Source organism: Erythrobacter sp. JB1-4 (assembly GCF_057365025.1).
The window spans coordinates 67,565-88,223 of sequence record NZ_CP200292.1 but is presented as its reverse complement, the minus strand read 5'-3'; the positions used below and the strand labels follow the sequence as shown (position 1 = coordinate 88,223).

General features: G+C 56.6%; 17 protein-coding genes. 8 read left to right on the top strand and 9 right to left on the bottom strand.

The features are described 5' to 3' along the window. Window positions 1-156: 156 nt before the first annotated feature. The 3 genes from AC0V61_RS00410 to AC0V61_RS00400 all read right to left on the bottom strand — a co-directional run bounded on the left by AC0V61_RS00410 (window position 157) and on the right by AC0V61_RS00400 (window position 3,494). Window positions 157-1,080: a Coq4 family protein gene (locus AC0V61_RS00410; RefSeq protein ID WP_486155275.1), complete on the bottom strand. Its 924-nt coding sequence runs from the start codon at window positions 1,078-1,080 to the stop codon at window positions 157-159. A gap of 127 nt (window positions 1,081-1,207) precedes the next feature. Beyond that, window positions 1,208-1,528 (bottom strand): hypothetical protein, encoded by a 321-nt coding sequence (locus AC0V61_RS00405; protein ID WP_486155274.1) that lies wholly within the window; start codon window positions 1,526-1,528, stop codon window positions 1,208-1,210. A gap of 193 nt (window positions 1,529-1,721) precedes the next feature. Further along, the gene (locus tag AC0V61_RS00400; RefSeq protein WP_486155273.1) at window positions 1,722-3,494 is read right to left on the bottom strand and encodes a cell wall hydrolase; all 1,773 of its coding nucleotides are present in this window, start codon (window positions 3,492-3,494) and stop codon (window positions 1,722-1,724) included. Between the two features lie 923 nt (window positions 3,495-4,417). Here AC0V61_RS00400 and AC0V61_RS00395 point away from each other — a divergent pair. Next, window positions 4,418-6,181, top strand: a complete 1,764-nt coding sequence (locus tag AC0V61_RS00395; protein WP_486155272.1) for a TIR domain-containing protein — start codon at window positions 4,418-4,420, stop codon at window positions 6,179-6,181. A gap of 396 nt (window positions 6,182-6,577) precedes the next feature. On the opposite strand, the gene AC0V61_RS00390 is transcribed toward AC0V61_RS00395, so the two are convergent. After that, on the bottom strand, window positions 6,578-7,804 hold the full coding sequence (locus tag AC0V61_RS00390) for a hypothetical protein (RefSeq protein ID WP_486155271.1): 1,227 nt from the start codon (window positions 7,802-7,804) through the stop codon (window positions 6,578-6,580). Window positions 7,805-8,060: 256 nt separating this feature from the next. Between AC0V61_RS00390 and uvrA the strand changes: the two genes are divergently transcribed. Further along, the gene (gene uvrA / locus AC0V61_RS00385; RefSeq protein WP_486155270.1) at window positions 8,061-11,000 is read left to right on the top strand and encodes an excinuclease ABC subunit UvrA; all 2,940 of its coding nucleotides are present in this window, start codon (window positions 8,061-8,063) and stop codon (window positions 10,998-11,000) included. Window positions 11,001-11,003: 3 nt separating this feature from the next. Here the strand turns inward: uvrA and AC0V61_RS00380 are convergent, their stop codons facing one another. The 3 genes from AC0V61_RS00380 to AC0V61_RS00370 are packed head-to-tail and all read right to left on the bottom strand — an operon-like array spanning window position 11,004 to window position 12,275. Further along, a complete protein-coding gene (locus AC0V61_RS00380) occupies window positions 11,004-11,483 on the bottom strand; it encodes a hypothetical protein (protein ID WP_486155269.1) in 480 nt (159 codons plus the stop codon). A gap of 25 nt (window positions 11,484-11,508) precedes the next feature. After that, window positions 11,509-11,949, bottom strand: a complete 441-nt coding sequence (locus AC0V61_RS00375; protein ID WP_486155268.1) for a helix-turn-helix domain-containing protein — start codon at window positions 11,947-11,949, stop codon at window positions 11,509-11,511. After that, a complete protein-coding gene (locus AC0V61_RS00370; protein ID WP_486155267.1) occupies window positions 11,949-12,275 on the bottom strand; it encodes a hypothetical protein in 327 nt (108 codons plus the stop codon). The genes AC0V61_RS00375 and AC0V61_RS00370 overlap by 1 nt, the downstream gene beginning before the upstream one ends. 1,227 nt (window positions 12,276-13,502) lie before the next feature. On the opposite strand from AC0V61_RS00370, the gene AC0V61_RS00365 reads away from it, so the two are divergent. The 5 genes from AC0V61_RS00365 to AC0V61_RS00345 all read left to right on the top strand — a co-directional run bounded on the left by AC0V61_RS00365 (window position 13,503) and on the right by AC0V61_RS00345 (window position 17,933). Then, window positions 13,503-13,976, top strand: coding sequence for a DUF2141 domain-containing protein (locus AC0V61_RS00365; protein WP_486155266.1), 474 nt, complete (start codon window positions 13,503-13,505; stop codon window positions 13,974-13,976). Window positions 13,977-14,005: 29 nt separating this feature from the next. Further along, window positions 14,006-15,481 carry a carotenoid oxygenase family protein gene (locus tag AC0V61_RS00360; protein ID WP_486155265.1) on the top strand — a complete coding sequence of 492 codons (1,476 nt, stop codon included), beginning with the start codon at window positions 14,006-14,008 and terminating at the stop codon, window positions 15,479-15,481. A gap of 120 nt (window positions 15,482-15,601) precedes the next feature. Next, window positions 15,602-16,234, top strand: a complete 633-nt coding sequence (locus AC0V61_RS00355) for a DarT ssDNA thymidine ADP-ribosyltransferase family protein (protein ID WP_486155264.1) — start codon at window positions 15,602-15,604, stop codon at window positions 16,232-16,234. 5 nt (window positions 16,235-16,239) lie between these two features. After that, window positions 16,240-16,932 (top strand): DarT1-associated NADAR antitoxin family protein, encoded by a 693-nt coding sequence (locus AC0V61_RS00350; protein WP_486155263.1) that lies wholly within the window; start codon window positions 16,240-16,242, stop codon window positions 16,930-16,932. Window positions 16,933-17,354: 422 nt separating this feature from the next. Beyond that, a complete protein-coding gene (locus tag AC0V61_RS00345) occupies window positions 17,355-17,933 on the top strand; it encodes a hypothetical protein (RefSeq protein WP_486155262.1) in 579 nt (192 codons plus the stop codon). 38 nt (window positions 17,934-17,971) lie between these two features. Here AC0V61_RS00345 and AC0V61_RS00340 read toward each other — a convergent pair whose 3' ends face one another. Further along, the gene (locus AC0V61_RS00340) at window positions 17,972-18,667 is read right to left on the bottom strand and encodes a hypothetical protein (RefSeq protein WP_486155261.1); all 696 of its coding nucleotides are present in this window, start codon (window positions 18,665-18,667) and stop codon (window positions 17,972-17,974) included. A gap of 116 nt (window positions 18,668-18,783) precedes the next feature. Here AC0V61_RS00340 and AC0V61_RS00335 point away from each other — a divergent pair, with 116 nt between their 5' ends. Then, entirely contained in the window at window positions 18,784-19,170 is a 387-nt protein-coding gene (locus AC0V61_RS00335) for a hypothetical protein (RefSeq protein ID WP_486155260.1), read from the top strand. A gap of 58 nt (window positions 19,171-19,228) precedes the next feature. Here AC0V61_RS00335 and AC0V61_RS00330 read toward each other — a convergent pair whose 3' ends face one another. Next, the gene (locus tag AC0V61_RS00330; protein WP_486155259.1) at window positions 19,229-19,852 is read right to left on the bottom strand and encodes a septal ring lytic transglycosylase RlpA family protein; all 624 of its coding nucleotides are present in this window, start codon (window positions 19,850-19,852) and stop codon (window positions 19,229-19,231) included. Between the last annotated feature and the right edge of the window lie 807 nt (window positions 19,853-20,659).

Genomic DNA, 20,659 nt, shown 5'->3' with positions numbered 1-20,659 from the left:
CTATCCTGCTGTTACCGAGGATCGGTCTAGGAGGAAAAGCTCACAAAGTGGTTAACACCGCCTATACGGGGCATACACAGGTGCTTTTGAAAACCGCTCGATCGCGGCTCAAACATCTAACCTGTGGGGCTTGTTGGCTGGCTGTGCCGGCCTGCCTTACGTGTCGTCCGCACCCAGAAGGGCATGAGGATCGACGCCTTCACGGCGCAAAATGTCCATGGCTTCAAGGTAGATGGTAGGCTCAGGGATATTGAGCCTGCGGCGGGCTTCTTCCAAGGGAAGGGGTAGCAAGTCGCGAATGGACTGCTCTGCAAGACGCTTTGTGATCTGCCCATTGCGCCGCGCTTGAAAATAGGCCCCAAACATCGGGGCTTTGGTCCGCAATTTCGCTTTCATAAGTAGCATTGCGATCCAAGAAATCGAAAGGCGGCCGGGGCAGGGGCGTTGGTGTGACTGCCAAACGAAGAGGCATTGTTCACCCAAAGTGTCGCGCCCGTATCCGGTCAGGACATGAATGATATCGTGCACGTCGCGCAGACGATCATTGTACCACTCGATACCATCATCAATCCTCACCTGCCCCTTTCGGGTAACCTCGGATTCCTCAACGATGCCATAAGCGGTGAGATTTTCTGCAACCATAAAATCGCAATACGTCTGCGCAAAGCTGCCCTTCGGCATCTTCCTCAAGGTTTCATGATCGTCCAGAATATCGGGAATAAACGGCTCGGTCTGGTAAATCCGTTTGCCTTCTTCGCTGTTCAGGAAAGCTGTCGCCGTTTCCCCCACACTGCGCCAGGGCAGGGCATCAAAGTAGCCGAAGATTTCGTCGGTGCGCTCTTTGTCTTTCACGATGACGCTGAAGTGTCTCAAAGCCTTCGGAAAATCGAGCTTTGGCCTCGCTCTATCAGGATGCCAGATCGGTAACGTCTCAACCCCGTTGCTCGTCACACGAGAAATCGTATTGGAGGCAAGGGTACCTCCCTCCTCAGCGCCTGTATCGCGCAGAAGGAATGGGGTGGCCGCAGAACCCTTCGGATGAGTGTCGGCAAATTGATCCTGATGTGCCTTTGTCGCCATGGGTCCACTGCTGGCCCAAGGTTACAAGATTGTCAACAGGCGTTAACCCTTTGTAAAGCCTCTTTTCCGCGTCCCAAATACCTAAGAAATACGAGCGTTTAGAAGACCTTGAGAGCGTTCTTTTCGACTATTTCTGACCCGAAACACTTGCTGCCATCCGCCTGTCGAGAGTGCGGGTGATGCCCACCCACCAATCATAGGTCTCGCGGTCGCCTTGGAAGAAGGCTTTTTCCGCTTGCGCCCGCGCAACCTTTGCAGCGCCCAGCCCATGGGTGGCAAAGTGTTTCAAGGCGGCGCGCAAGACGAGCTCATTTTGGGCCGACTTTCCGACGAAATCGGTGTTGTCATTGGCAACTTTGGCCTGCGCACGCACAGTCAACATCCGCGCATTGGGCGAGCAGGCATGGACGGCGTTTGAAGTTTTTGCTGCGGCAAAATGGATCGACATGTTGTGTCTAAGTCCAATCTTAAGGGGGCCCGTCTGCAAGCAGTGCGCTGTTACGCACTTTTGCGAGGGACCAAAGGGGCTAGGGGCTAATGTGACTAGGTGTTTAACCGTGGCCGCCTAAGGCTTTGTGTGGAGCTAGGGTTGAGAGCGCGTTAACCTTGATTAGGGGTGCCCTTGCGAAACCCCAATGGTTTCAGCGCGGTAGTGGTGGAAGCTGTCCGCCCGCATCTGCGGCCTCTTGTGCGCTTCGTCTTTGCTCTTCGGCTAAGGCCGAGCGTGCTGCATCGCTTTTCCATTGTCCGGCCTGCGCGTAATCTTCGCGAACCTGACCGGCACCCACCGTGTTTTGGCCCGCGCGCACAGAGCCGGGGCCCGAAACTGCCGCAGCAGGCGGAGCGCCAGCTGCAACACCAGTTCCCGTTCCAGCGCCCGTCCCAGAAACGGGCAGGCCACCTGATTGCACCGACGATGCGTTTGGCAAGCTTGGAAGGTAACCTGCACCTGACACTCCTTCAGCGCCAGCGCCCAGACCCGCATTGCCCGGCAAACCTTGCGCTTCAAAGCTTGGCGAAGCGGTGATCCGATCACTCACGCCCGGCTCTGCCCCGGCATAGCTTTGCGTAAAGGCGTCTTTAAGACCGCCGCTCCCGCGATTGCGATAGAAACGGTGCGCGCCAATCGTGCCCACATGATCAAGGCTTGAGGCCCAATATGGGTTCACCCAAAGCGTGTGATAGTGTGTTGCAAGGCCGATGGGCTGATAAACGCTGCCGGTAAGCGCTTCGCTTGCGATATCCTGAGCGCGTGCCCAGCTGCGCCCGCCTGCTTTGCGATTGAGGCTTCCATCACAGGTGAAGGTGAACTGGCAACCAGTGCTGCGATTGGAGCCTTGATAAACAACACCGCAAACGCTGCTTGGCCAACTGGGGTGCTTCACACGGTTGAGAACGACTTGCGCAACGGCGCGCTGGCCTGCTTCGCTCTCGCTTGCCGCCTCATACCAGATGGCTTGCGCAAGGCAGCTTTGTGCGCGCGTTTGCGCGGTGCCGCCTGCGCCAAAGAAAGGGTTGGCGCTGTCGCCTGCGTCGATAATCTCGCCAACTTCGCGCCCTGACTCGCCAATACCGCGTGCCAAAGCATCAAGGTCAGGCAAAGCGATCAGCGCATCTTGAGGGGGCTCTGCCAGGAAAAAGAACGCAGACCCCGGAAAGCTCTGCCCCGGTTTTTCAAACGGCATGGCCGGATTGCGCTTCAATTGCTCTTGCAGGGCAAGGCCCACCATTTCCGCTTCGGTGGGCGCATCGCCGGGCAGCTGACCAAAATTATGCGGAGCCGCCATAGCAGGCACGCCAATCACCGCCACAACACCCAGCAAAGCTGCCACACGTTTGGTCAGCGACCAGTCGCGTGGCGGGCGAGCGGGTTTGACGGCGGCGCGATGGCTTGGTTGCGCCTCGCTGGACGGCGGTTCAATAGCTGGGCCAACAACCGGGCCAAAAATCGAGCCAGTGGCTGGGCCATCCTTACCTGATGTTTGCGCCTTTTCGCTTGGCGCAGGGTCGCTCGGCGCACAATTGCTCACCTCTGGCGGGGCAGGGGCAATCACCCGAGACGGCGATTTTGAACTTGGCTTACGCAGGAAAGCGGCGAGTTTTCCGACCAAGCTCTCATTGCGCTGTGCGGGAAGATCCGGTTCATCATCGAGCCACGGTAACTCGCCGCTTGGAGCCGGGGTCTTGGGGGGCGCTGCTGTTGGCGCCGCGATGGTGTTCGTACAAGCGCCCACATTGACCGCAGTGCTAACACGCTCAGTGATTTGTGTCGTTTGTATCCTATCGCGAAGGCTGCTGTGCTCTTTAAAGCGCTCTTTCAGACCTGCTGTGCCGTTGGCGCAAGCGCCTTCGATCACCTCGGGGGGTGATTTGAAAATCGGCTTATGGCCAAAGGTGAAGCGTTCGTTTTTCATAGCGCGCTTGGTGCGCGTACCGGTCAAAAGGGTGTGTTGCGAGGGACGTTAAGGGGGCTGTCCCGATTACGCACATCTACCAGGAGGACCTTAATGGCGCGCGGCGCAAAGATGGTGAACGCCGCGTTAGCAATACGCCGATGCCAGCGTTGGGGGTAGCATCGGGAAGCAGCATTGGGGGCGAGCAACACAGGCGATCAAAAGGGAGCATCGTTTTCATGCACCGGTGTTTGCATGGGGGCATTTGGGGGGAAGGTTTCCGGGCTGATGCATCGTGCTTTAAGGGCAAGAATGGGGCGCCGGGTGCAGCGACGAACCTTCTTGCGAGCGATGACACACCAGCCCGGAGCGGCGGGTTAGGAGCGCCGCATCTCTAAAACTTTTTCTCACAAGGCGCCTTCAAATTTGCGACCCGAAGGACGCTCAGCCAGAGAGTGCTAAAGAGGCCTCGATGTATGGCTTACTTTGTAAAAGAGCGGCACTTCATATTTTCTGTAGCCCCCCTGTTTCGAGGGTTAAGTTGTGGTTTTACAGAGAGTTAACCGTAAAGTTCTTTTCCGCAAGGTGTGTCAGCTGAATATGACACTTGCCCGCAAAGAGCCAGTTAACAGGCTGTAATTGGGTGAGCACGGGGGTGAGTCGGGATAAGCGCTGCTAAGGATCAGCGCTTGGGGCTTGCCATTGCGCAGCGGTGTGGGGATAGGTGCGCAATGGCGGTAAAGATAACATCGCGGGAGGAGCTGGAGAAGTGGCTTAAGGACAAGCCGCAACAGTGGTCTCAATTGGTGGCACTCCGCTGTGCGCTGAGGGTTTTTCCATTAGAATTCCATCCAGCCGTCGAGGATACTGTCGCTGACGACGTAGGTCTTTCTCCAGTTTTGCGAGCGCTGGTGATTTCGGCAGCGAGTACCTTGTATCCAAGTTTGCGTAATGAGCAGGCCATCAAAGACGCTGATGTTGCAGCGACAGACATCGCTGACAGCAATCCTTCTTGGGCAGTTGCTTGGGCGGTTGATGACCACCTCTTCGGCCCGGAAGATCCACTAGAGGTTATTGATAAAGTAGGGGAAGCGGCAGACGCTGCAAAAGAGTCAATACTGGAGGTCACTGCCGGCTTTTTGCCTTGGGAGCGGCTAGCCGAGGATTGCCATAAGCTCGAGCAGCTCGAAGATGCCTCTGACCTTCTGAATACCCCGTTATGGACCAAGGAACCGGACTGGTGGAGCCATTCTTGGGACCTCGCACGGCGATGGCTATCTGTCTCAAAGTCTGGCTTCGAAATCTGGCGCGAATGGTACTACGGTCGCATTGAGGGTATGCGCCATGCATTCGCAGACTTCGATACTCAAGCAGACAAACAATTCTACCGCTGGATAGTTGAGCAAGACGATGACTGGTGGTCCCGCGAACCCGCCGAGGTCAACGCCGAGATCACCGAATTCGTCGACTCTTTACGTAAACGCAAAAAACCCCCAACCACTGACCCCAAAGTCGATTATTTCATCAGCTATGCCAATGCGAACGAGGCTCAGGCGCGCGAGGTTGCATCTATTCTTGATGAGCTGGGCAAATCCCACCTTGTCCAATACCGCGACTTTGGCCCGGGGGAAAACTTCGTCAATGCCATGAACGCGGCGATGAAGAACGCCAAGCGCATCATTCCGCTGTATTCTGACGCCTACATGGCGTCCGACCACTGCAATGCGGAGTGGAACTATTTCTATAACCTCGACCCCTCTTCGGCCGAGCGGCGCATTGTCCCATTTCTCCTCGAGCCATGCGACCTAAAGCCGCTGATGAAACAGGTGGTCTATAAAAGCCTCATCGGACTGAAATCAGCGGCCCGCCAAAAGGCCATTCGCGATTGGATCGATTGGTCGCCGCCCACACCCACAAAGTCCTGGGCCGAGGGCGTCCTTAAAGACACGATCAGCCCCAACATCGTCCCCTCCAACGACCCGGCCAATGACAATGAACTTGTGCTGGAGGCCAATGCCGAATTTGATAGTCCGCAAGTCCCAGCCGATCTTGCCGAAGCCTTTAGCCGGCTTGTCATGCTGCTTGATGTTGTGTCGCTGACCACGGGCAACCTTTCGCAGACCATGCAAGCATCACTCACCCGGTATAGCGCAGAGATTGAGGAGAAGGGCCTCAATGCAAGCTGGAACGGGCTTGATGTGTTGATGCAGGTCTTTAGCAACGGCGTTGGCGAGATGGACGCGCGCGAATTTCATGCAGGGCAGATGGATGCACTCCAACGTCTGATCGGTGCGCACAATGCCTGTATCACCTCGCTCAAGAATGCCGATGAGCGCATGCGCGACCTCCAATCGATCCCGGTACCCGAACTCGACCAAGAGGCGAGCGATATGCTGGCGGGCGATCTTGAGGACATTTACCAGGAGGTAAAGGCCAAGGCCAAGACAAGCGAGGAATTGAACGCGCATTTGGCGACGCTTTCGACCTCGATCAAAGACTTAACTGCGCGCATGGCGCATCCCAATTACACCGGCAACGGCCAATTCACTGCCAAACGGCTAGCGCTGGCGCTTGGCTCATTTGCGATGGGCCTTTTAACCGCGGCCGGTTCCATCGCTTCAATCGCTGGCAACGATGTTGGCATAGGGATCATGGCACAGTTACAGGGTTATATTGATCAGTTCTTCGTCTGGCTGCGCCTTCCCTAGCAGGGCTGTAGTCCAGCCGCTGGCGTAACGGCCGTGGTTCAACGTAAGTCCGAATTGTTCCACGATGACGCATGCAGGCGCGTCCTTAAATGCTTCGGACACCTGTTTGACATTCTTTATCACACACACGCTCGGAATGGTTGAGTTTATTGAGTGCAATGCGCGCACGCTCAATCTGCAAGAGGACCGAGAGGAACTGTGCAAGTGAGGGGAAGGGTGTTGCTGTGCACACAAAGCCGTTTGATCTTGTCCATGAGGATACGGCTCTGTCTTCCGATGCCCTTAGCACCACAAATTGAGGGAGCGAGCACCCGTCTCGCCCCCTCCAAACGCGCGCCGCCTTGTGCCGCTGCTAATGGGAACTCAAACCAGCACGCGGCATAAGGTGCGCTGCGCTCAACCAGATGGCATAATCGGTTTTTGAAGCGTTAGCGGGTCGATACAGGTTGCTTCATTTTCGAGTTTGGTCTTGTCGAGTGCGGCCACAGTGGCGAGGTTTTTCTTGGGAAAGGCGCAGGACCAAATCCCGAATTTCTCAACGTTGCCTCCGGCAGGTTTTATCACCCGGTAAGAGACCACCAAAGCGGAGCGCACCGTCACTCCGGGCACACCGATAGAAGTCCAGATAGAATTGTTGTTGACGACCGTTCCACCAGAGTGGTGTTTCGAAATCCGCAGGATGCGCAGTTCTTTGTTCTCTTCATCGGGTGCAACGCGATAGACGCTGTCAATCCGCTCTGCTTGATCGAGCAGACTGGGCGCGCCTTCTTTTCCCGGATTGCGCAGGAGGGTAATGGCACTTTTCAGAGGCGTGAGCTTAGCTGTGATGGCTTTCGCACTTGCGCTGTCCCCTTTTACGCAAAGCGTCTCTAAAAGGGTTATAGCTCTCTCGCTTTCAATCAGCTTTGTAGTGAATTGTGTGGCCTCGTCTGGCTTCGTTACCTCAGACCAGACCCGCAGGTCATGGTGCGTCTTGTCTTTGTTCCCGCGATTATTGGCGTTGGCGGCAAGCATGGCGGTAACCAGCAGATCCGTTTCAAGATTTACCGAAGCTGCTTTGATTTCTGTGTCGGTTAGCAAGGCTCCGAAGAAATCGGCAAAACCCGGCTTTACCTTTGGGTCAGTTGACGAGATCTCGATACCATTTGATTTGTTCGATTTATCGATTGAGTGGTCGGCCCGGCATTTGGCTATTTCTGGGATTTTATCTAAGTCTGCAACCTCGTCTGCTAAAGCATCGATCGCTCGTTTAACGCGGCCATGTACCGCCAAGTCCACCTTATCCTTGTCGGTGACAATCAAATAGCGAAACGGGCCCTCCGGCGTTGTCTTGCTTGCGTTTGCGGTGTCTCCATCACCTTTGGCAAGGGCATCAAGAATGAGGCCAACCGGTTCTTTCATCAAGAGAGTGGTCAAGAGAAAGGCTTCACTTGCACCTGCTCCGTCTGCGACGGTGGTCTTTCCGCCTGCGGCAGTTAGGCCCAAATAGGTGAGCAAGCTTTTTGTCTCGGTGCTTGTCCCACCGTCATCAGCATCGGCCGACGCATCGTCCTGGGCGAGGGCGGGCATAGTAAGTGCGAGTGCGGTCAGTGCGGTGGCGAGCGTTTTGATTGTGCGTTTCATATCGTTCAAGTCCCCTGTTGAAGTCGCTCTTTCCAACTAGGGCCACGCTTATGTTTGCACGCGTGACCCCCGTCACGCGATGCAAAATTCTCTCGAATAGCGCAGTCCAAGCCGGAACTTCGCCGCGCGTCGCCCGTTGAAATTGCGAACAAACATCGCCATTTCGCGACGACCTTGAAGTTGGCAATAAGTGGGTGGTGGAGCACTCACCCAGTTGCCCTTGACCAGCGCGAACATTTCCGGAACAAATGCCCTTATGTCTCTTACAAAAATCTCTGTCCGTGGTGCGCGCGAGCACAATCTTAAAGGGGTCGATATTGACCTTCCACGCGACGCGTTGATCGTGGTCACGGGGCTGTCGGGATCGGGCAAGTCTTCGCTCGCCTTCGACACCATCTATGCCGAGGGGCAGCGGCGCTATGTTGAGTCGCTGAGCGCCTATGCGCGCCAGTTCTTGGAGATGATGCAAAAGCCCGATGTTGAGCATATCGACGGGCTTTCTCCTGCGATCTCGATTGAGCAGAAGACCACGTCGCGCAACCCGCGCTCGACCGTGGCGACGGTGACTGAGATTTACGACTATATGCGGCTGTTGTGGGCGAGGGTGGGTGTGCCTTACTCGCCAACTACAGGAAAGCCGATCAGCGCGCAGTCGGTTTCACAAATGGTCGACCGGGTGATGGAGCTGCCAGAGGGAACCCGCGCATATCTGCTCGCGCCGGTGGTTCGGGGCCGCAAGGGCGAATATCGCAAGGAGCTCGCCGAGTGGCAGAAGGCGGGCTTTACCCGTGTGCGCATCGACGGGGAGCTTTACCCGATTGAGGAAGCGCCCGCGCTCGACAAGAAGTTCAAGCATGACATCGAAGTCGTGGTCGACCGGATCGCGGTGAAGCATACGAGCGACGGCAGTTTGCAAACGCGACTGGCGGACTCGTTTGAAACCGCGCTTAAGCTCGCAGAAGGCCTTGCCTATTTCGATCTTGCTGATGGCGTTGTGCCGGGGCGCGAGGATGAGGATAACTCAGGCGGAGCGATGAAGGGGGCGGGGATACCTGCCAACCGCATCGTCTTCTCCGAGAAATTCGCTTGTCCGGTGAGCGGCTTTACCATCGAAGAGATCGAGCCGCGCCTGTTCTCCTTTAACTCCCCCCAAGGCGCGTGTCCGACCTGCGACGGCATTGGCGAAAAACAGCTATTCGACCCGCAGCTTGTCATCCCAAATGAGGAGCTGACGCTGAAACAAGGCGCGGTCGCTCCGTGGGCGAAATCCAACCCGCCGTCGCCTTATTATATGCAGGTGCTGACCTCGCTGGCTAAGGCGTATGACTTCACCATCACCACCAAGTGGAAGGATTTGGAGCCCGATCAGCAGCTCATTATTCTGCACGGCACGGGCGGGATGCCGGTGCCGCTGACCTTCAAGGATGGGCGCAAGGAATACACCGTCAACAAGGCGTTTGAAGGCGTTGTCGGCAATCTCAACCGGCGGCTGGCGCAGACCGAAAGTGCGTGGATGCAGGAGGAGCTCTCCAAGTTCCAAACGTCCCAACCGTGCGAAGCATGCGGGGGCAAACGCCTCAACGAAAAATCGCTCGCCGTGAAGATCCCAAGCGCCAACGGCCCCACCGATATCGCAGAGCCGGTGAAGATGAGCGTCTCGGATGCCAAGGCGTGGTTCCTCGACCTCGACAATCACCTGTCCGATCAGCAGAGCCAAATCGCAAAGCCAATCCTTAAAGAGATCAACGAGCGCCTCGGCTTCCTCGACAATGTCGGCCTCGACTACCTCAACCTCGACCGCACCAGCGGCACGCTTTCAGGGGGCGAGAGCCAGCGCATTCGCCTCGCGTCGCAAATCGGCAGCGGGCTTAGCGGCGTGCTTTACGTGCTGGACGAGCCCTCCATCGGCCTCCACCAGCGCGACAATGACAGGCTGCTGGAAACCCTCAAACGCCTGCGCGATCTTGGCAATACGGTGATCGTGGTCGAGCATGACGAAGATGCCATCCGCACCGCAGACCATATCGTCGACATTGGCCCGGGCGCAGGGGTGCGCGGGGGCGAGATCGTTGCACAAGGCACGCTTAAACAGATCATGAAGTCCAAGAAGTCGCTCACCGCAGACTATCTGACCGGGCGGCGCGAAATTGCGGTCCCGACCACCCGGCGCAAGGGCAATGGACACAAGCTCACCGTCCACGGGGCGCAGGCGAACAATCTGCAAAACGTGACCGGCTCCATCCCGCTTGGCACCTTCACCTGCATCACCGGGGTCTCCGGCTCGGGCAAATCGTCTTTCACCATCGACACGCTTTATGCCGCCGCCGCGCGCACGCTCAACGGCGCGCGCATAATCGCTGGCAAGCACGACAAGGTCACCGGCCTCGAACACTGCGACAAGGTGATCGAGATCGACCAATCGCCCATCGGCCGCACCCCGCGCTCCAACCCCGCGACCTACACCGGCGCCTTCACCCAGATCCGCGACTGGTTCGCCGGCCTGCCCGAATCCAAAGCGCGCGGGTACAAACCGGGGCGCTTCTCCTTCAACGTCAAAGGCGGGCGGTGCGAGGCATGCCAAGGCGACGGCGTGCGCAAGATCGAGATGCACTTCCTCCCCGACGTTTACGTCACCTGCGAGGAATGCGGCGGCGCGCGCTACAATCGAGAGACTTTGGAGGTAAAGTTCAAGGGCCACTCCATCGCCGACGTGCTCGACATGACGATTGAGGATGCCGCCGAATTTTTCAAAGCCGTCCCCCCCATCCGCGACAAAATGGCGATGCTGTGCGAAGTGGGGCTGGGCTATGTGAAAGTAGGCCAACAAGCGACCACGCTGTCCGGCGGAGAGGCGCAGCGGGTAAAACTCGCCAAGGAACTCGCCAAGCGTTCAACGGGCCAGACGCTCTATATCCTAGACGAGCCCACCACGGGCCTGCACTTTGAAGATGTGCGCAAGCTCCTAGAAGTCCTCCACCGGCTGGTCGAGCAAGGCAATTCGGTGGTGGTGATCGAGCACAATCTGGACGTCATCAAGACCGCGGATCATATTCTGGACTTGGGGCCCGATGGCGGTGTGCGTGGCGGTGAGCTTGTGGCGAGTGGGACGCCTGAGGAGGTGGCGGAGGTCGAGCGCTCGTTTACAGGGCAGTACTTGCGGCCGATGTTGGAGAGGGCGCGGGAGGTGGCGGAGTAGGGCTCAGTTCTTAGCTGCTGGTGGAGTGACCCACCTAGGTCCATCAGAAATAATTGGCAACGGGTGCAGAGAGATGCCGCTCTGCTGAGTTAGAATCGCAAATGTTGAGCGGAAATATGGGTAAGCAGCAAACTTACCGACTCGTTCAAAAAACTCTTGTCCGGCAACCTCATCGCACTCGTCGCTGAGTCGATAAGTCACTAGAAAGTTCGCAACAACTTTCAGCATTTGCTTACGACCATTGGTGCACGAAGCGGTGTACTGCCAAGTCCCGCTAAGCATGCTATCCTCATTGCTGCATTTCCAATCTAGGAGTTTGTGGCTGACACGATACTTCCAGTTTTCCCGATCGTCAGATAGTGCCGAGGGTTTCATGTCATACTTTGATGAGATGAGTCTGATCGTGTTCAACTTTGCATGAGCCACGAGGCGATTGTAGTCGCTCGGGTTCACTTTCTGTTTGTCCGAAGATTTTTCGGTCATATCGAGATCCGTTATGCAGCTTCGATCAAAGCAGTTTCCGACGCTGGATTTTCGTTTGCTGCCCAATCACCAGAAGACCAATCAACCGATCGTGAATTTGTGCCTGGGCTGAGTGAGATAATCTCCCCCACGGCCCAAACTCTGCGTCACAATCATATGGCCGCAGAGGTTCTATGAAACCTTTGGCGAAGGTCTGAGTGGTGACTAAAGCAGTTTCACCCAAGGCGTGCATTACCTTAGCAATGGTCTTAAGCGTCAGATTCCGGGCTGTATCGCCCATCATTTGACTGACATAAGATTCTCCAACGCCCAAAAGCCCCGCCAATTGACGTTGGCTGATTTTCTTTTCGTTGAGGACTCTTTGGATTGCCATTTGTGCGTCAAGCACGAGTGCCTCTTGCGCTAGGAGCACTTCATAAGCAGTCTCATCAATTTGAGCATTCTCTGCGGTATGGGTTTTCGCCATTAACGCCTTCTCTTTCTTTTAGACTGAGTCTTTGACTTGTTGGCGGCTGTCTGTCCGTGAACTAACTGATGGCCGCGTTTTCCCGCGGCAATTAGCTTCTTTCGATCCGCCGCGTTTGATTTCTTTGATGTATCGCATCCAGTGACAAGGAAAACAGGCCGACCGCCGAGGTGGCCACAGGTGCCGTAGAATCGAACATGGCGGCTCTTGAAAGCTTCAACCCGTGTTTTCTTACCCGCTTCTTCATAATGTATCTCGAACTTAAATCCCGACGGAGGAATATGCTGCGGACCGTGTTCACAGTATGCAAGCATCAGTGCTTCCATTCTTGCTCTTATCTGGGGCAAGATTTCGCCCATTATCTCCCACAGTGAGTCATCAAACGCGACCGCGCGCTCCCTGCCTTCAAACTGGATTGTGAAGCCGTCTGGAAGCACGTGTTCCTATACTCACTTATGATTCGAACTTTATATAGAAGTAAAGTTACGAAAGTGTACACTGAATTATACACGTACCAGAATGTGCGCGATTTTTGCCCAAGGTCTGCGTAGCGAAAATTCGATTCGTGCAACATGTTAAAAGCGTAGATAACTAGTGTCGCGTAGGAAAATAGATTTATGAACGCTTAGATAAGGTTGGATGCGGGGTGCCGTCATGAAGGCGCTATTAGAATAAACTTTAGAAATCCCGTTCTCTCATCAATAGCGGTAATTCTAAGATGATCGGAAGGGTAATTTGGATAATGATGTGGTTACTCTCAAATCGGTCATCGTAACGATCTCTTGGCCTTTGAAGTCCGCCTAAAGATAAATTGCAGTATGTCAGATGTATCTGACAACGTGTTCCGAGTGCGTCGGGCTGACCTCAACTCAATCTACTTTTTCGCCGACTCAACAAGTCTCTCTCCCCCTCCGCTTGACTACTGCTTTTGCATAGGAGGGTATCTGGGTCGGGGGTGGGCTTGGCTTGGTGGCTGTCCTTCGGGCTCGCGCGCGTCCTTCGGGCTCGCGCGCGTCCTTCGACAGGCTCAGGACGAACGGGGGGGTAATGGTTTGGCCTTCACAAAACACAAACTCGTCACCCCAGCGTAGGCTGGGGTCTAGGGCGGCTGGGAACTGCGCTTGTGGCCCTAGATCCCAGCGTAGGCCTACGGCCGTCTTCGACTCCGCTGGGATGACGGTTTGGGGCGTGGGTTCTGTGTATTCGTCATCCCGGACTTGATCCGGGATAACCCTTGCCACTTGGTGCATGGCTTAGAGGAGTATTCTGAAACGAGTTCAGGATGACGGATTGGGAGGCAGGGGGTCGCCAATCACCCCCTCTCAATCTCCCCCTTGAAAGGGGGAAGGCATCCGCAGCGCCTGCCAACTCACGCATCGCCAACGGTACACGCTCCCTCAAACCCCGCACAAAACGCCAGTTCACGCTGAAACGCGCCCGTTGCCGCAAAGCCGCTCGCGGCACAGCCCGAACCGCCTCACAAAAGGGTCATCAACCAGCGGGAAACCTGATCCAAACCTCAGGTCAGCCCACACAAACTCTTGGAGGCACATATGCAAAACTTTGGTCCACTCTTCGTCGCTAGCTCAGTCCTTGCCGCAGCGCTGATGACACCGGCGCCTGTCCTCGCTGAGGCGCCTTCGCCCACCACGCCAGACACCGTCCAAACCATCCTGCTCACCATTGAACTCACCGGCTTTAAGAAAACCCAAGGCCAGGTGATGATCTCGATCTACAACTCGGAAAACGCCTACAACGGGTCAGGCAAGCCGGTCTCAGGCCATATCGTGGCTGTGGATGCCGACACCGAGACGCTCCTCGTCGAGCTGCCCGCGACAGGCACATACGGCTTTCGCATGTTCCACGATGTCGATGGCGACGGGACAATGGACACCAATTTCCTCGGAATGCCGACCGAGCCCTTTGCCTTCTCCAACAATGCGCGTGCCAGCATGGGGCCAGCGAAGTGGGACAAGGTCGCTTTTGCGGTGGAAGGTCCGACCACGCAGACCATCGCCTTCCGTTAATCGCCTCACCCCGCATAGGAGCCTACCCCATGTCCGCTACCCTAGACCTCAACCGCCGCGCTGCGCTCAAATCGGTGTTCGCCAGCCTCTCCGCCGCCGCTGTGATCACGCCTGATATGGCGCTGGCGGGGGCTGCCCCTGCGGACTGGACGCTGGGCGTGGCGGATGTGGAGCGCGATGTTGCGCCCCATGCTCTGGAGCTGATCCACGGACGGGCGCCGAGTGGCCTCTCCGGCACGCTCTACCGCAATGGTCCGGCAAAATTCCGGCGCGGGGGTAAGAGCGCCTCGCATTGGTTCGACGGCGATGGCCTGATCCGAAGGTTCCACATCGGGGAGGGCGGTGCTCAGCTCTCCGCCAAATTCGCCGATACGCCCAAGCGCCGCCAAGAAACCCACGCGGGCCGCATGATGGTCCCCGGCTTTGGCACCGCCACAGGTGAGGGCGCGATTCTCGAGAACCCCGACGATGCCAACGCCGCCAACACCTCCGTCATGATGTTGGGAGACGAGCTCCTCGCGCTGTGGGAAGGGGGATCGGCGACACGCATGGACGCGGACACGCTCGCAACGCTGGGGTTTAAGGATTGGGGCGACGCTCTAAAACACCTCCCCTTTTCCGCGCAACCGCGCCATGAGGCCGATGGCAGCGTTTGGAACATCGGGTGGGCCGGGCGCACTATGGTGATCTGGCATATCGGCCCCGATGGCGCGCTTCGCACCGCTCAGGCATTTGAGTTGCCGCGCGCAAGCTACACCCACGACTTCACCATGACGAAGCGGCATCTGGTGCTCGTGCTCCAACCGTGGAACCAGCGCGGGTTCACCATGCCCATTGTCGATAGCCTTCAGTGGGAGCCGGATCAGGGCACGCTCGTGCTGGTGATCGACAAGGATGATCTCACCAAAGTGCGCCGCTACGAGCTGCCCGCGTTTTCGGCCTTTCACTATGGCGATGCTTGGGAGGAAGATGATGGCGCAGGGGGCGGCACGATCCGCTTTGACGGATGCCTGAGCCAAGACCCAAGCTTTGGTCAATCGTCCGCCAAGGCGCTTCTTAAAGGCGAGCACCTCCACGTGGCTCAAGCTGAGTTGTCGCAGATCACGCTTTATGCCGATGGGCGCGGGCGTGTGGAGGGCACCGGGATTGAGGCCGAGTTTCCCACATCCGACCCGCGCCTCGTCACCGCAAAGCGCCGTTTCAGCGCGCATGTGACTGGATATGGAGCAACGCCGTTTCCGCACGGGGTAGGGGTGTATGATTGGGAGCGGGGCGTGAGCCGCGCTTACAATTTCGGCGAGCACCAATTGGTCGAGGAGTTCCGCTATGTCCCCGGCGCGAGCGGCGCGGAGGGCGACGGGTGGCTTATCGGCACAACGCTAAACCTGGGGGCGCGAGCGACCGAGCTGCATGTGCTGAGCGTTGGCGCGGTGGAAGCAGGACCGGCGGCGAGCTGGCGCAGTAGGGTGGCCCTGCCGCTTGGGTTTCATGGGGTGTTTGTTTGAGGGGGGATGGTAGATGGATATTTCCTGTGCCAAATTATCGAATTAATGGCGCCAATAGTTGATTTGCAAGTAGAATTCAAAGTAGCGAATTATAGTGCATCAAATAATATTGGCGGGTAAATGCAGGAAAAAATAGAGAAGTATAGATTTGAAAGAGAAATAAAATCCTTATGGCATTTCACCCAAGCACAGAACCTGCCTAGCATCTTTACAAATGGACTTGTGCCGCGAGCTTGGATCGATGTTGGGTTAGCGACAGGATTGACAAACGACGAGCATAGGTTTGATCGTCGTAGAGGTTATTCATGCTTGAGCATCTCTTTTCCAAATTCAAAAATGTTCTACAAGTTTCAACGTAAGGATCCCAGCGTGAAGTGGATTGTTCTTGCTGTGGATCCAAAAGTAATGTCGCTCGCGCCTACTCTTTTCTGTTCAAAGAATGCTGCATCTTCAGAAATTGCCGGTGCAAGCGATGCTAGCTTGTCAGGAGTTGGCGCATTCAAGAAATTGTTTGCCGAACAAGATGGCATCGAGACTAGAACCGCACAGAATCTGCGCAAATGTGACCCCACAAACGTGCAAGCCGAGGTTCTTGTTCAGGGCAAAATTCATCAAGGGTACGTGCAAGGAGTCTTTTTTCCGGACAAAGCAACGCAAGACGCGTATCATGCTATGCTCGGGCGCGTGCCAAGTAAGGTTGGTACAAAACGCGGCATTTATGGCGCTAGAGAGTATTATCTCAGTTCTCGGTGATCGTTATGGCCAAGAGACCAATTTTTATTCCGATGCTTGATGGGAAGCGCCTCGTCCTTGAACGCTATGTTGAATTCCAATGGTTCCCCGGCTTTGCTAAATCCCAGAAACAAAAGAGCATCCGCGATCTTCATCGGATGGCCGAACGTGAGCTCGGATTGAGCAATCCTCTCGAAGTTTCGTCGAAGTCGGAGAATGAGCTTGGCGTAGCTCTGTCGTCGTTCAACCTGTCCTTTGTTACCCACAAGGGCAGAGAGCTTCGAGTTGAGAATGCATTCCAAGGCAGCAAGGTTTTTGAGTCTGGAGGGCCGTTTAGAGATATCTTTGACAAGACGCCAATCGATGCAAAACGAGACAATCGCCTCAAGACGAGTGGGGATTTGGTGGGCTTCAGTTTTTTTGGCGAGGATTGGGGTTTAGAGCCAAAAACCGCGTTCTACGACTGGATATATATCAACGCTTTGGTCAAGAACACTGAGATTTCGGAGAGGGTGCGGCAGGTTGACTGCTTTACCGACATCGAATTCAACCCCGAAAAATCCATCAACTGCCAAGCACGTGCGGCAGCTCTTTATTGTGCATTGTATCACACGGACCGCCTTGAGCACGCACTCAGTTCCCGTGAGGTCTTCGTTTCGTTGTATGCTGGTGCGGTCTCCGATCCCCACCATCCGCCACAAGAGAGATCTCTAATTTAAGCCTGCTTGGAAATTCTTGATACTCGCTCCCCTCCCGCTTGCGGGAGGGGTTGGGGGTGGGCTTGGCTTGGTGGCTGGCTTTCGGGTCGGCGCGCGTCCTTCGACAGGCTCAGGACGAACGGGTGTTGTGTCGGTTCGTCATCCTGAACTTGTTTCAGGATAACCCTTGCCTCTTGGTGCCCCACTGAGAGGGTTATCCCGAAACGAGTTCGGGATGACGGGGCGGCTGTTCGGGACAATGGGTGCGGCTTAGGTTGGCGTTGGCCCACCCCGCTGCGACTAGGCAGCAAGCTGCCAAGTCTCGCTCCCCTCCCGCAGGCGGGAGGGGGTTTGTCGTGTGGCCCCTCGACCGTCCGGATTTTCCTACTCCCCCACAATTACCTACACTCTCCGGCTCCCAATCCCCAACGGAGCTTCAGCCGATGCCCAACACCAGCACCCTCCCGCAAACTGACCGCCTCATCACGGACACCCGCGCATTCCCGCGCTCGCTCCAGGCCAAGTTTCTCAAAACCCTTGCCACTTGGGGCAATGTGCGCAGCGCTTGCAATGCTGTGGGGGTGGCGCGCACGACCGCTTATCGGATGCGGCGCGAGTGCCTTGTGTTTCAAGAGCTTTGGGATGCAGCGCTGCTTCATGCGCGCCCCTTAGTCGAAGAGGTGCTGGCCGACCGCGCGCTTAATGGGACGCAGGAGAGCGTCTATTACCACGGGGAGGAAGTCGCGACGCGCACGCGCTATGATAGCCGCTTGCTGCTGGCGCATTTGGGGCGGCTCGATCGGTTGGAGCAAAACCGCCATGTCCTTGATGCGATGGCGGGCTTTGATCATCAGGTGGCAGCGCTGGCGCAGGCTCCGGAATGGGAGGGCGCGCCTGAAATAGATGAGGTTTCTCAATCGCTTGATGCGCCTTATCACGATAGGCCGCAGGACACGCAATTTCCCCCTCTGGACAGTGTGCCAAGTGTGCCAAACGCCAATGGCCATGTGGGGGCTGGATAGGGTGGTGGGGCGGGTGTTTGGCCCGCTTTGAGGCCGCCTTAGCGGGGCGCTTCGCCCGGATCTTGCGCTACAGTGCACTCCCACCCTTCGCCATCAGCGGCGGGGACGCCCTCCTGCGTGGTGAAGGTGATGGCCGCGAACACCACGAGGACCACGACATTGGCGAGGATGAGGAACTGGCACACGCGCGCATTGCGGCTGAAGAAGAGCCAGATCATCATGGGGTAGGCGCTGAAACCGATGAAGGCGGCGATGAGGCCCCAGAACGGATCGATGCAGGCCATGGAGCGTCCCGCCTCTGCCTGGTCTGCAAAGGCGATCTGCGAGATGAGGCTGAGCAGGTTGACCCCGATGACGCCTCCGACAACGAAGCGCTTCTGCTGCCAGAACCACTCGTCAAAGTCGGGCCAGGAGGCGGGCTCATCGGGGAAGGTCATGGCAGCGATAAGGTAGTACCAGCCGATGGTGACGAGGATGCCAAGGATGGTGGCAGCGTTAAACGGCATGGTCTCGCGCATGGAGAACATGTGCATGAAGAAGGTGGATTGGTCGACGATGACAAACAGGCCGAGCAGCGGGGTGAGGGTGCCGATGCGAACGGCGTCGGCCTGTACGATCCCGGCACGCTTGCGGGCGCGCAGCTTGAGGACGCGGGCGAACCCTCCCAAGACCTCTGCCATGGCAAGGCCCATAAGGAGGATGAATGCCTCGGTGAGAAAATAGAAGCCTTGCAAGTGCCCAACCCCTTGTCGCGTCTCATTAGCGGCGCGGTATGCGCCCGCTGAGAGTTAACGCAAATTCAATGGGGTACTCATAGCGTTTGTTGGAGCATTCGGAAGGGGCATGCGATATGAACGGATATTGGGGCGCGATTGGGGTGGTTGTTATGGGCGTTGTCGGAGTGATGGCGTCAGGGGGTAGCGACTACCGTTTCAAAAGCGAGAGCGAATATGTCAGCTTTTGCACCAATGAGTTGGCGAAGGCCGGTTTGCCAGCTCACAAGAGCCGGTCAGGATGCAAATGCATGTACCGACAAGGACGCGGGGCTTTGGAAGGTCGCGGCGAGTTCGAACTGAGCGAAAGCGAGGCTGAGGCGTTTTATGACCAGTGCATGGCGCCAGTCGTTGCGCAATTTGAGGCAGACGCTGCCTGGAATGCGCAAGGCAGTTACAGTTCATCATATGACGATGGCGGATGGGGTAGCGAAAGCGGTGGCAGCTCCGACTGGGGGAACTGACCCAATCACATTGGGCCCATCACACTGGCCCCACAGTGGCCAGCCGCTTTCCTACTGGCTAACGCGAGACTATGTCGAGCTTCACCCGTGCGTGTCCGGTTGAAATCATGCCGATCTTTTGAGCGGCGCCGCGTGAGAGATCGATGGTGCGACCTCTGATGAAGGGCCCGCGGTCATTGATGCGAACGATGACTGAGCGGCCATTGCGCGGATTTGTGACGCGCACACGGGTGCCAAAGGGAAGCGTTTTGTGAGCCGCTGTCATGGCGTTCATATTAAAGCGCTCTCCATTGGCGGTGAGGCGCCCGTGGAAGCGGCGTCCGTAATAAGAGGCGACACCGGTTCCAAGCGTGCGCAGGACATTGGTTTTGGGAACGACCTCTTTGGGTGGTTCGAATGTGCCAAGGTCCACTGCGGTGCTGGGAAGAGCCAGATCAATGTCGGCGATGTTGCTTTCAGAAGGAGCCAGAATATCGGCAAACTCGGCGTTGAAATCGTTCTTGCGGGCCGTTGATGAAGAAGAACCGGCCTCATCATAGCGCACGGCGAGTTCGTTGGTCTGGGCTGAGGATGCAACCGGTGAAAGGCCGAAAATGCAAGCGCAAAAGAGGAACAGGCGGAGCGTGGGTCCACCCGCTATGGTGCTGCGTCCCTTGCGGGCAGCCGCAGGCCTTATGCTCAACCTCTCTCCCATCCGGAAACCGGTGTACACGAGGAGCGTGACGAATGCCAATTTGAGAAATTTCGGGTGGTCGCGCAAAAAGACCGAGTTGTCAGAAACGCACTCTCTCCGCTCGGTTCGACAGGCCCAAAAGCAAATGGGGCCGGCATTGCTGCCGACCCCACTCTCACCTGCGCGTGGGCGCTCACGTTTCTTGCGTTTGGTTCGGCAAGCCTTACCTCTCGCATGTCCCGCCTGCACACTTGGCAACCGGTGTTCTGCTCGCGTCCAGCTGCGTTTTTCATGTTCTTGCCCTTGCGGGTTTCCCATGTCCATCGCCGCCTTGCTTCGCGTGCTTTCCACCGGTGCTCGCGCCGGCATCCGGCTTTGCTTGGCGTTATTGCCTGCTTTCCCTCTGGTTCTGCCCCTCCTTTTCAGTCGAGGCTTCCCCTTTGTTCCAGCCTGCCGCTCAGCATAGCCGAGACCGTTATACTATCGGTTGGTAAGTCAAACGCTGATCAGTTGTCGCTCGAAAGCTCTTTCCTACAGCTATCACCAGCCAGTATTACGGCCTTCAACGGTTGCATTGCTTCGCTTCTCTCTCAAACGATCAAACTTGCACTTAGTCGAAACCTTATGCATGCCTTCTCTCAAGAGCTGCGTGGACAGCAGCAACCGTGTCTTTGTTTCAATCAAAACCCTTTGAAATCAGTTCCTTGCGGTCCTTCTTTCGAAGCTTTGTTTGTCCCGAAGACAATTTGAAACTGCGCCCTGACACGCGTTTTCGCAAGGTGTGCAAGAGCGACTTATCCACTTTTCCCAAGATGA

Bases quoted from the DNA above. Each gene is read 5' to 3' on its own strand.
- AC0V61_RS00410 (WP_486155275.1), bottom strand. From the start codon at position 1,080: ATGGCGACAAAGGCACATCAGGATCAATTTGCCGACACTCATCCGAAG.
- AC0V61_RS00405 (WP_486155274.1), bottom strand. From the start codon at position 1,528: ATGTCGATCCATTTTGCCGCAGCAAAAACTTCAAACGCCGTCCATGCC.
- AC0V61_RS00400 (WP_486155273.1), bottom strand. From the start codon at position 3,494: ATGAAAAACGAACGCTTCACCTTTGGCCATAAGCCGATTTTCAAATCA.
- AC0V61_RS00390 (WP_486155271.1), bottom strand. From the start codon at position 7,804: ATGAAACGCACAATCAAAACGCTCGCCACCGCACTGACCGCACTCGCA.
- uvrA (WP_486155270.1), top strand. From the start codon at position 8,061: ATGTCTCTTACAAAAATCTCTGTCCGTGGTGCGCGCGAGCACAATCTT.
- AC0V61_RS00380 (WP_486155269.1), bottom strand. From the start codon at position 11,483: ATGACCGAAAAATCTTCGGACAAACAGAAAGTGAACCCGAGCGACTAC.
- AC0V61_RS00375 (WP_486155268.1), bottom strand. From the start codon at position 11,949: ATGGCGAAAACCCATACCGCAGAGAATGCTCAAATTGATGAGACTGCT.
- AC0V61_RS00370 (WP_486155267.1), bottom strand. From the start codon at position 12,275: ATGGAAGCACTGATGCTTGCATACTGTGAACACGGTCCGCAGCATATT.
- AC0V61_RS00365 (WP_486155266.1), top strand. From the start codon at position 13,503: ATGCAAAACTTTGGTCCACTCTTCGTCGCTAGCTCAGTCCTTGCCGCA.
- AC0V61_RS00360 (WP_486155265.1), top strand. From the start codon at position 14,006: ATGTCCGCTACCCTAGACCTCAACCGCCGCGCTGCGCTCAAATCGGTG.
- AC0V61_RS00355 (WP_486155264.1), top strand. From the start codon at position 15,602: ATGCAGGAAAAAATAGAGAAGTATAGATTTGAAAGAGAAATAAAATCC.
- AC0V61_RS00350 (WP_486155263.1), top strand. From the start codon at position 16,240: ATGGCCAAGAGACCAATTTTTATTCCGATGCTTGATGGGAAGCGCCTC.
- AC0V61_RS00345 (WP_486155262.1), top strand. From the start codon at position 17,355: ATGCCCAACACCAGCACCCTCCCGCAAACTGACCGCCTCATCACGGAC.
- AC0V61_RS00335 (WP_486155260.1), top strand. From the start codon at position 18,784: ATGAACGGATATTGGGGCGCGATTGGGGTGGTTGTTATGGGCGTTGTC.